A 10086-nucleotide genomic window follows, 5' to 3' on the forward strand; every position below is an offset into this window, starting at 1 on the left:
TATATCAACTTACCGCCGCCCTAAAACCCTAATGTTTGCAGCATCATTCGAGAATCAGAGGTGTCTATGAGTCACTCATCCGCTCCCGAAAGGGAAAATGGTGCCGTTATTACAGACTGGCGTCCAGAGGATCCGGCGTTCTGGCAACAGCGCGGCCATCGTGTAGCCAGCCGGAATCTGTGGATTTCCGTGCCGTGTTTGTTATTAGCGTTTTGCGTATGGATGTTGTTTAGCGCGGTAGCGGTCAACCTGCCAAAAGTTGGGTTTACGTTTACGACCGATCAGCTGTTCATGCTGACCGCGCTGCCGTCGCTGTCAGGCGCGCTGCTGCGAGTACCTTACGCCTTTATGGTGCCGGTGTTTGGCGGTCGTCGCTGGACGGCGTTCAGCACGGGCATCATGATCGTCCCCTGCGTCTGGCTCGGCTTCGCGGTGCAGGATACCTCTACGCCGTTCAGCGTGTTCGTGATTATCTCCCTGCTGTGCGGTTTTGCGGGCGCGAACTTCGCCTCCAGCATGGCGAACATCAGCTTCTTCTTCCCGAAAGCGAAGCAGGGCGGCGCGCTGGGCATTAACGGCGGTCTGGGAAATATGGGCGTGAGCGTGATGCAGCTGATTGCCCCGCTGGCGATCTCGGTCTCCATTTTTGCAGCCTTTGGCGGCGGTGGCGTTGAGCAGGCGGATGGTTCTTCCCTCTATCTGCAGAACGCCGCCTGGATCTGGGTACCTTTCCTGGTGGTCTTCACCCTCGCAGCCTGGTTCTTTATGAACGACCTTTCCGCGTCGAAGGCGTCGCTGAGCGAACAGCTGCCGGTGCTGAAGCGTGGACACCTCTGGGTGATGGCGCTGCTGTATCTGGCCACCTTCGGTTCGTTTATCGGCTTCTCGGCGGGCTTCGCGATGCTGTCGAAAACGCAGTTCCCGGAAATTCAGATCCTGCACTTTGCCTTCTTCGGACCGTTTATTGGTGCCCTGGCGCGTTCGCTGGGCGGCATGGTCTCTGACCGTCTCGGCGGTACCCGAGTGACGCTGGTTAACTTCGTCGTGATGGCGGTCTTCTGCGCGCTGCTGTTCCTGACGCTGCCTGTCGACGGGCAGGGCGGTAACTTCATCGCCTTCTTCGGCGTGTTTATGGTGCTGTTCCTGACGGCCGGTTTGGGGAGCGCGTCTACCTTCCAGATGATCTCCGTGATCTTCCGTAAGCTGACGATGGATCGCGTGAAGGCGCAGGGCGGAAGCGAAGAGCAGGCGATGCGCGAGGCGGCAACGGATACGGCCGCGGCGCTGGGCTTTATCTCTGCCATCGGCGCGATTGGCGGCTTCTTTATCCCGAAAGCGTTCGGTATCTCTCTGGACCTGACCGGCTCTCCGGCTGGCGCCATGAAAGTCTTCCTCGTCTTCTATATCGCCTGCGTTGTGATTACGTGGCTGGTATATGGCCGAAATACCAAGAAAAATAAGTAAGTGTGATTATCCGTTTACGCGGCCTTCGGGCCGCGTTTTTTTTAGCCTGAACAATAGTTACAACATACTTACGGCTTTTACGGCAGACGCCTGCGGCGGCACTGTGATCGCCATCGCTTTGCAGGTGGGTCTACCCCTTAATACCTGAGATGTTAAATTTTGACTGGCTTTTTGTACGATAAAATAAAAATAACTCTATATTTCATGATGATATGAAATTGTCGAAGATACCGCTTTGGTGGTATTTGGTATAACCCCTCCCCGAAAAGTCCCTCCTCGTCTTGATCGTTATCAATTCTCCCCCTCTTTCAGGGCGTTACCTTCGCTGCAAATCAGCAATGTCGATTTAGAGAGCCACAGGCTCCACACAGGAGATACCCGATGAGCAAATTTTTGGACCGGTTTCGCTACTTCAAACAGAAGAGTGAAACTTTTGCCGATGGGCACGGCCAGGTTCTGGATACCAACCGGGACTGGGAAGACGGTTACCGCCAGCGCTGGCAGCATGACAAAGTGGTCCGTTCGACCCACGGCGTGAACTGCACCGGTTCATGCAGTTGGAAGATTTTCGTTAAAAACGGTCTGGTGACCTGGGAAATGCAGCAGACCGACTACCCGCGCACCCGCCCGGATATGCCAAACCACGAACCGCGCGGCTGCCCGCGTGGCGCCAGCTACTCCTGGTATCTCTACAGCGCCAACCGTCTGAAATACCCCCTGATGCGCAAGCGCCTGATGAAAATGTGGCGTGAGGCGAAAGTAAAGCACAGCGATCCTGTGGATGCCTGGGCGTCCATTATCGAAGACGCTGACAAAGCAAAAAGCTTCAAGCAGGCTCGCGGTCGCGGTGGTTTCGTTCGCTCCTCATGGAAAGAGGTAAACGAGCTGATTGCCGCCTCCAACGTCTACACCGTTAAAACCTACGGTCCTGACCGCGTGGCCGGCTTCTCGCCTATCCCGGCGATGTCGATGGTCTCTTACGCCTCCGGCGCGCGTTACCTGTCTCTTATCGGCGGTACCTGTCTGAGCTTCTACGACTGGTACTGCGACCTGCCGCCTGCGTCTCCACAGACCTGGGGCGAGCAGACCGACGTGCCGGAATCCGCGGACTGGTATAACTCCAGCTACATCATCGCCTGGGGCTCAAACGTTCCTCAGACGCGTACGCCGGACGCGCACTTCTTTACCGAAGTCCGTTACAAAGGTACCAAAACCGTGGCGGTAACCCCGGACTACGCCGAAATCGCCAAGCTCTGCGATCTGTGGCTGGCGCCGAAACAGGGTACCGATGCGGCGATGGCGATGGCGATGGGCCACGTCATGCTGCGTGAATTCCATCTTGATAAGCCAAGCCAGTACTTCACCGACTACGTTCGCCGCTACACCGACATGCCGATGCTGGTCATGCTGGAAGAGCGTGAGGGTTACTATGCCGCTGGCCGTACGCTGCGCGCAGCCGATCTGGTGGATTCGCTGGGCCAGGAAAACAACCCTGAGTGGAAAACCGTTGCGTATAACAGCAACGGCGAGCTGGTGGCGCCAAACGGCTCTATCGGCTTCCGCTGGGGCGAGAAGGGCAAGTGGAACCTTGAGCAACGCAACGGCACCACCGGCGAAGAGACGGAGCTGCGCCTGAGCATGCTGGGTAGCCAGGACGAGATCGCCGAGGTCGGGTTCCCGTACTTCGGCGGTGAAGGTTCAGAGCACTTCAACAAGGTTGAACTGAAAAACGTTCTGATGCACAAACTGCCGGTTAAGCGCCTGCAGCTGGCCGACGGTTCCACCGCGCTGGTCACCACCGTTTATGACCTGACCATGGCGAACTACGGTCTGGAACGCGGTCTGGGCGATGAAAACTGCGCAACCGGCTATGACGACGTGAAGGCCTACACTCCGGCCTGGGCGGAACAGATTACCGGCGTGCCTCGCGCGCACATTACCCGTATCGCACGTGAGTTTGCAGAAAACGCGGACAAAACGCACGGTCGTTCGATGATCATCGTCGGTGCCGGTCTGAACCACTGGTATCACCTCGATATGAACTATCGCGGTCTGATCAACATGCTGATCTTCTGCGGCTGCGTCGGTCAGAGCGGCGGCGGCTGGGCGCACTACGTGGGCCAGGAAAAACTGCGTCCGCAGACCGGCTGGCAGCCGCTGGCGTTTGCCCTCGACTGGCAGCGTCCGGCACGCCATATGAACAGCACCTCCTACTTCTATAACCACTCCAGCCAGTGGCGCTACGAAACGGTCACCGCGCAGGAGCTGCTGTCACCGATGGCGGATAAATCCCGCTACAGCGGCCATCTGATTGACTTCAACGTGCGTGCTGAACGTATGGGCTGGCTGCCGTCTGCGCCACAGCTGGGCACTAACCCGCTGCGTATTGCGGAAGCGGCGAAGCAGGCGGGCATGTCACCGGTGGATTACACCGTGAAATCCCTGAAGGATGGCTCAATCCGTTTCGCGGCAGAACAGCCTGAGAACGGTAAAAACCATCCGCGTAACCTGTTCATCTGGCGCTCCAACCTGCTGGGCTCGTCCGGTAAAGGCCACGAGTTCATGCTGAAATACCTGCTCGGTACGGAAAACGGTATCCAGGGGAAAGATCTCGGCAAGCAGGGCGGCGTGAAGCCGGAAGAGGTGGAGTGGAAAGATAACGGTCTCGACGGCAAGCTCGATCTGGTGGTGACGCTCGACTTCCGTCTGTCCAGCACCTGCCTGTACTCCGACATCGTGCTGCCAACCGCGACCTGGTACGAAAAAGACGACATGAATACCTCGGATATGCATCCGTTTATTCATCCGCTGTCTGCGGCCGTTGACCCGGCGTGGGAATCGAAAAGCGACTGGGATATCTACAAAGACATCGCAAAGAAATTCTCCGAAGTCTGCGTCGGGCACCTGGGCAAAGAGACCGACGTGGTGACGCTGCCAATCCAGCACGACTCCGCTGCCGAACTGGCGCAGCCGCTGGACGTGAAGGACTGGAAAAAAGGCGAATGTGACCTGATCCCGGGCGTGACCGCGCCGCACATTATTCCGGTTGAACGCGACTACCCGGCAACCTACGAGCGCTTTACCTCTATCGGCCCGCTGATGGAGAAAATCGGTAACGGCGGGAAAGGGATCGCCTGGAACACCCAGAGCGAAATGGATCTGCTGCGCAAGCTCAACTACACCAAGGCGGACGGCCCGGCGAAAGGCCAGCCCATGCTGAACACGGCGATTGATGCGGCAGAGATGATCCTGACCCTGGCCCCGGAAACCAACGGCCACGTCGCGGTGAAAGCCTGGGCGGCGCTGAGCGAGTTCACCGGTCGCGACCATACGCACCTGGCGACGAATAAAGAGGAAGAGAAAATCCGCTTCCGCGATATTCAGGCGCAGCCGCGCAAGATTATCTCCAGCCCGACCTGGTCTGGCCTGGAAGATGAGCATGTGTCCTATAACGCGGGCTATACCAACGTTCACGAGCTGATCCCATGGCGCACCCTGTCAGGCCGTCAGTCGCTCTATCAGGATCACCAGTGGATGCGCGACTTCGGTGAAAGCCTGCTGGTCTACCGTCCGCCAATCGACACCCGCTCCGTAACCGCAGTTATGGGCGCGAAATCGAACGGTAACCCAGAGAAGGCGCTGAACTTCCTGACGCCGCACCAGAAGTGGGGTATCCACTCCACCTACAGCGACAACCTGCTGATGCTGACCCTGTCGCGCGGCGGTCCGATTGTCTGGATGAGCGAAACGGACGCCAAAGATCTGGGTATCGAAGATAACGACTGGATCGAAGTGTTCAACAGCAACGGTGCCTTGACGGCGCGTGCGGTGGTGAGCCAGCGCGTACCGGCCGGGATGACCATGATGTACCACGCGCAGGAACGTATCGTTAACCTGCCGGGGTCAGAAATTACCGAGCAGCGCGGCGGGATCCACAACTCCGTGACCCGCATTACGCCGAAGCCGACCCATATGATTGGTGGCTATGCGCAGCTGGCCTACGGCTTTAACTATTACGGCACAGTAGGATCGAACCGCGATGAGTTCGTGGTGGTACGTAAGATGAAGAACATTAACTGGTTAGACGGCGAAGGTAATGACCAGGTACAGGAGAGCGTAAAATGAAAATTCGTTCACAAGTCGGCATGGTGCTGAATCTGGATAAATGCATCGGCTGTCATACCTGCTCGGTCACCTGTAAAAACGTCTGGACCAGCCGCGAAGGTATGGAGTACGCCTGGTTCAACAACGTGGAAAGCAAGCCGGGCACCGGCTTCCCGACCAGCTGGGAAGACCAGGAGAAATACAAGGGCGGCTGGATCCGCAAGATCAACGGCAAAATCCAGCCACGCATGGGTAACCGCGCGATGCTGCTGGGAAAAATCTTCGCTAACCCGCATCTGCCGGGCATCGACGATTACTATGAGCCGTTTGACTATGACTACCAGAACCTGCACAACGCGCCGGAAAGCAAACACCAGCCGATCGCCCGTCCTCGTTCGCTGATCACCGGTCAGCGCATGGCGAAGATTGAAAAAGGGCCGAACTGGGAAGACGACCTTGGCGGTGAGTTTGAGAAGCTGTCGAAAGACAAAAACTTCGAGAACATGCAGAAGGCAATGTACGGTCAGTTCGAAAATACCTTCATGATGTATCTGCCGCGCCTGTGTGAGCACTGCCTCAACCCGGCGTGCGTGGCGACCTGCCCGAGTGGCGCCATCTACAAGCGTGAAGAAGACGGCATCGTGCTGATCGACCAGGACAAGTGCCGCGGCTGGCGTATGTGCATCACCGGCTGCCCGTACAAAAAAATCTACTTCAACTGGAAGAGCGGTAAATCTGAGAAGTGCATCTTCTGCTACCCGCGTATTGAAGCCGGAATGCCGACCGTTTGCTCAGAAAGCTGCGTAGGCCGTATTCGCTACCTCGGCGTGCTGCTGTATGACGCGGACGCGATTGAAAACGCCGCGAGCACCGAGCACGAGAAAGATCTGTATCAGCGTCAGCTGGACGTGTTCCTCGATCCGAACGATCCGAAGGTGATTGAGCAGGCGCTGAAAGACGGCGTGCCGCAGAGCGTGATTGACGCGGCGCAACAGTCTCCGGTGTACAAAATGGCGATGGACTGGAAGCTGGCGCTGCCGCTGCATCCGGAATACCGCACCCTGCCGATGGTCTGGTACGTGCCGCCTTTGTCGCCGATTCAGTCTGCGGCTGACGCAGGCGAACTGGGCAGCAACGGCATCCTGCCGGACGTGGAAAGCCTGCGTATTCCGGTTCAGTACCTGGCGAACCTCCTGACCGCAGGTGATACCCAGCCGGTACTGCTCGCGCTGAAGCGTATGCTGGCGATGCGTCACTTCAAACGCGCGGAAACCGTCGACGGCGTGACCGATACCCGCGCGCTGGAAGAGGTCGGCCTGACCGAAGCGCAGGCGCAGGAAATGTACCGCTATCTGGCGATTGCGAACTACGAAGACCGTTTCGTGGTGCCGGGCAGCCACCGTGAGCTGGCTCGTGAAGCCTTCCCGGAAAAAAATGGCTGTGGCTTTACCTTTGGCGACGGTTGCCACGGGTCAGACAGCAAATTCAACCTGTTCAACAGCCGCCGCATCGATGCCATGGATGTGACCAGCAAAACGGAGCCGCACCAATGATTGAACTCGTCATTGTTTCGCGTCTGCTCGAGTACCCGGATGCTGCGCTTGTGCAGCATCAGCAGGAACTCTTTGATGCACTCGCGTCATCTGAAAACCTGGATAAAGACGATGCCCAGAAGCTGGGCGTTTTCCTCCGCGATCTGCTGGCACGCGACCTTCTGGATGCCCAGTCGGACTACAGCCAGCTGTTTGACCGGGGTCGTGCGACCTCGCTGCTGCTGTTTGAACACGTTCACGGTGAATCCCGTGACCGCGGTCAGGCGATGGTGGACCTGATGGCCCAGTACGAACAGCACGGCCTGCAGCTCGACAGCCGCGAGCTGCCGGATCATCTCCCGCTGTATCTGGAGTACCTGGCGCAGCTGCCGAAAGAAGAGGCGCTGGGCGGTCTGCAGGACATCGCGCCGATCCTGGCGCTGCTCGGCGCGCGTCTTCAGCAGCGGGAGAGCCACTATGCGGAGCTGTTCGATCTGCTGGTGAAGCTGGCCAACGCCGCGGTCGACAGTGAAAAAGTGGCGGAGAAAATAGCGGATGAAGCCCGCGATGATACGCCACAAGCGCTGGATGCGGTCTGGGAAGAAGAGCAGGTGAAATTCTTTGCTGACCAGAACTGCGGCGAGTCTGAAATCTCCGCTCACCAGCGTCGCTTTGCCGGCGCGGTTGCCCCGCAATATTTGAATATCTCTAACGGAGGACGGCACTAATGCACTTCCTGAATATGTTCTTCTTTGACATTTACCCGTATATCGCGGGCACCGTGTTCCTGGTGGGAAGCTGGCTGCGTTACGACTACGGCCAGTACACCTGGCGTGCGGCCTCCAGCCAGATGCTGGATCGCAAAGGGATGCATGTGGGCTCTAACCTGTTCCACATCGGTATTCTGGGGATTTTTGCCGGTCACTTCCTGGGGATGCTGACGCCGCACTGGATGTATGAAGCGTGGCTTCCGATCGAGGTGAAGCAGAAGATGGCGATGATCGCCGGCGGTGCCTGCGGCGTGATGACTCTGGTGGGTGGCCTGTTGCTGCTGAAACGTCGTCTGTTCAGCCCGCGCGTGCGTGCCACTACCACCGCAGCGGACATCCTGATCCTCTCCCTTCTGATGGTGCAGTGCGCGCTGGGCCTGCTGACCATTCCATTCTCGGCGCAGCACATGGACGGCAGCGAAATGATGAAGCTGGTCGGCTGGGCGCAGTCCGTGGTGACCTTCCACGGCGGAGCATCCGCGCACCTGGACGGCGTGGCGTTTATCTTCCGCGTTCACCTGGTGCTGGGGATGACGCTGTTTGTGCTGTTCCCGTTCTCTCGTCTGGTGCATATCTGGAGCGCGCCGGTGGAGTACCTGACGCGCAAATACCAGATTGTGCGCGCCCGTCGCTAATTCACCGTTTTGACACTCACCCCGCACTCGCGGGGTTTTTTTTCGCCCCAGCCCAGGTTATTGCCCGCTGCAGCAAACAGAATTAGCGCGCCGCCCGCCAGCTGCGTCAGGTTCAGCGAGTGTCCAAACACCAGATTATCGACAACGATCGCCACCACCGGATAGATAAACGACAGGGAGCCGGTAATGGGCGTAGGCAGCTTCTGGATCGCGCTGTAGAGCAGCTGGTACATAATGCCGGTATGGACGATGCCCAGCGTCAGCAGGATCGGCCAGGGAAAATCACCTGAAAATGACGGCATGCTGGCAAACGGTAAAAGCATCACGACGCCCGTCAGCACCTGGATAAAGGCAATATGCTGCGGCGCAACGGATCTGAGCTTGCGGGCAATAATGGCCGTGACCGCATAGAAGAAAGCCGCGGCCATCGCCAGGCCGATTCCGGCGAGCCATTCACTGCCGTGTGCGCCGGTCAGCTCGCTGGAGAGCAAGATCACCACGCCGCCAAAGGCGAGGAACAGCCAGCCCCATTTCACCAGGCTGACGCGTTCACCTAAAAACATCCCCATTAAGACCAGCATAAACGGCTGGGTGTTATAGACCACGGTAGAAAGACCAATCGAGATCCGTTCATAGGCTGCGAAGAGCAGCAGCCAGTTCACCACGAGCGCTACGCCACCGAGAATGGCCAGCAGCAGCGTGGTGCGGGTGAGGGGACTAAAGGGCTTTTGACTTATTCGGATAAAAATAAAAAGCGCCATTGCCCCGATAAGACAGCGCCAGAACACCACCTCCGTCACCGGCAGACCGCTGAGTAAAACAAACGCACCGATAGAGCCGGAAATTAACATCGCCAGGCTCATTTGCCAGACGCCTTTATGGAAATCACGCATCATCCACCTCCTGATTGTATGACGCTATTGTCGAAAATCGCTGTCGGGTTTTACAGGGATGAGATAAGGTGAAATGCAGTGGTGGCTTTTTAAAATTAGGTGAAAAGGATGGAATACCTTCTCGATGATATCGACCGACAAATTTTAGCCTGTCTGGTCGAAGATGCACGCATGTCTTTGAAGGTGCTCAGCGGACGCATCGGTCTGACTTCCCCCAGCACGGCAGAACGCCTGAAAAGGCTGGAAGAGCGCGGTGTGATTCAGGGGTATGGCGCACGGGTGAATCTGGCGGCGCTGGGGTATACGCTGCAGGCGCTGGTGCGCGTGCGGCCTTTGCCGGGGTTGTTGCATAAGGTGGATAAATACATTCAGGCGATGCCGGAGTGTATCGAGAGCGACAAAGTCACCGGGGAAGATTGCTTTGTGATTAGGCTGGTGGTGCGATCGATAGAGCAGCTGGATGTGCTGCTGGACGGCCTGGCGGAGCATGCCCAGTGCAATACATCGATTGTGAAGAGTTCGCCGGTGAAGCGTCGTTTGCCGCCGATGTAGGCTTCTGGCTTCTGTCGCCGGGTGGCGGCTGCGCCTTACCCGGCCTACAAGGCTTCCTCGTTACAGAAATGCATGATGCCTGGTGCAACAAGAAGATTCAGAGTTATTTGAAAGTGATGGTGGTGGGGGAAGGATT

General features: G+C 57.6%; 8 protein-coding genes. 7 read left to right on the plus strand and 1 reads right to left on the minus strand.

Annotation, left to right across the window (positions count from 1 at the left end; genetic code table 11):
* The first annotated feature begins 66 nt into the window (after positions 1-66).
* From UTM25_RS05400 to narI, 5 genes are all read left to right on the plus strand, one after another.
* Positions 67-1464 carry a NarK family nitrate/nitrite MFS transporter gene (locus UTM25_RS05400; protein ID WP_033145765.1) on the plus strand — a complete coding sequence of 466 codons (1398 nt, stop codon included), beginning with the start codon at positions 67-69 and terminating at the stop codon, positions 1462-1464.
* A gap of 381 nt (positions 1465-1845) precedes the next feature.
* Positions 1846-5589 (plus strand): nitrate reductase subunit alpha, encoded by a 3744-nt coding sequence (locus UTM25_RS05405; protein ID WP_194399443.1) that lies wholly within the window; start codon positions 1846-1848, stop codon positions 5587-5589.
* Positions 5586-7121, plus strand: a complete 1536-nt coding sequence (gene narH / locus UTM25_RS05410; protein WP_194399442.1) for a nitrate reductase subunit beta — start codon at positions 5586-5588, stop codon at positions 7119-7121. The genes UTM25_RS05405 and narH overlap by 4 nt, the downstream gene beginning before the upstream one ends.
* Positions 7118-7828, plus strand: coding sequence for a nitrate reductase molybdenum cofactor assembly chaperone (gene narJ, locus UTM25_RS05415; RefSeq protein WP_194399441.1), 711 nt, complete (start codon positions 7118-7120; stop codon positions 7826-7828). Before narH ends, narJ begins: the two co-directional genes overlap by 4 nt.
* Positions 7828-8505, plus strand: a complete 678-nt coding sequence (narI, locus tag UTM25_RS05420; protein WP_023312107.1) for a respiratory nitrate reductase subunit gamma — start codon at positions 7828-7830, stop codon at positions 8503-8505. Before narJ ends, narI begins: the two co-directional genes overlap by 1 nt.
* Here narI and UTM25_RS05425 read toward each other — a convergent pair.
* On the minus strand, positions 8502-9398 hold the full coding sequence (locus UTM25_RS05425; RefSeq protein ID WP_194399621.1) for a DMT family transporter: 897 nt from the start codon (positions 9396-9398) through the stop codon (positions 8502-8504). The two genes, narI and UTM25_RS05425, sit on opposite strands and share 4 nt — an antisense overlap.
* A gap of 108 nt (positions 9399-9506) precedes the next feature.
* Between UTM25_RS05425 and UTM25_RS05430 the strand changes: the two genes are divergently transcribed.
* Together UTM25_RS05430 and UTM25_RS05435 are read left to right on the plus strand one after the other, a co-directional pair.
* Positions 9507-9950 (plus strand): Lrp/AsnC family transcriptional regulator, encoded by a 444-nt coding sequence (locus UTM25_RS05430; protein WP_029740417.1) that lies wholly within the window; start codon positions 9507-9509, stop codon positions 9948-9950.
* The coding region (locus UTM25_RS05435; protein ID WP_320714426.1) for a hypothetical protein at positions 9893-10086 on the plus strand (194 nt) is incomplete at its 3' end. The genes UTM25_RS05430 and UTM25_RS05435, both read left to right, overlap by 58 nt.

This window comes from Enterobacter sp. 61D5, assembly GCF_034107965.1.
GTDB lineage: Bacteria > Pseudomonadota > Gammaproteobacteria > Enterobacterales > Enterobacteriaceae > Enterobacter > Enterobacter cloacae_M.

Coding starts and splice junctions, on each gene's coding strand:
- UTM25_RS05400 (WP_033145765.1), top strand. CDS start 67: ATGAGTCACTCATCCGCTCCCGAAAGGGAAAATGGTGCCGTTATTACA.
- UTM25_RS05405 (WP_194399443.1), top strand. CDS start 1,846: ATGAGCAAATTTTTGGACCGGTTTCGCTACTTCAAACAGAAGAGTGAA.
- narH (WP_194399442.1), top strand. CDS start 5,586: ATGAAAATTCGTTCACAAGTCGGCATGGTGCTGAATCTGGATAAATGC.
- narJ (WP_194399441.1), top strand. CDS start 7,118: ATGATTGAACTCGTCATTGTTTCGCGTCTGCTCGAGTACCCGGATGCT.
- narI (WP_023312107.1), top strand. CDS start 7,828: ATGCACTTCCTGAATATGTTCTTCTTTGACATTTACCCGTATATCGCG.
- UTM25_RS05425 (WP_194399621.1), bottom strand. CDS start 9,398: ATGCGTGATTTCCATAAAGGCGTCTGGCAAATGAGCCTGGCGATGTTA.
- UTM25_RS05430 (WP_029740417.1), top strand. CDS start 9,507: ATGGAATACCTTCTCGATGATATCGACCGACAAATTTTAGCCTGTCTG.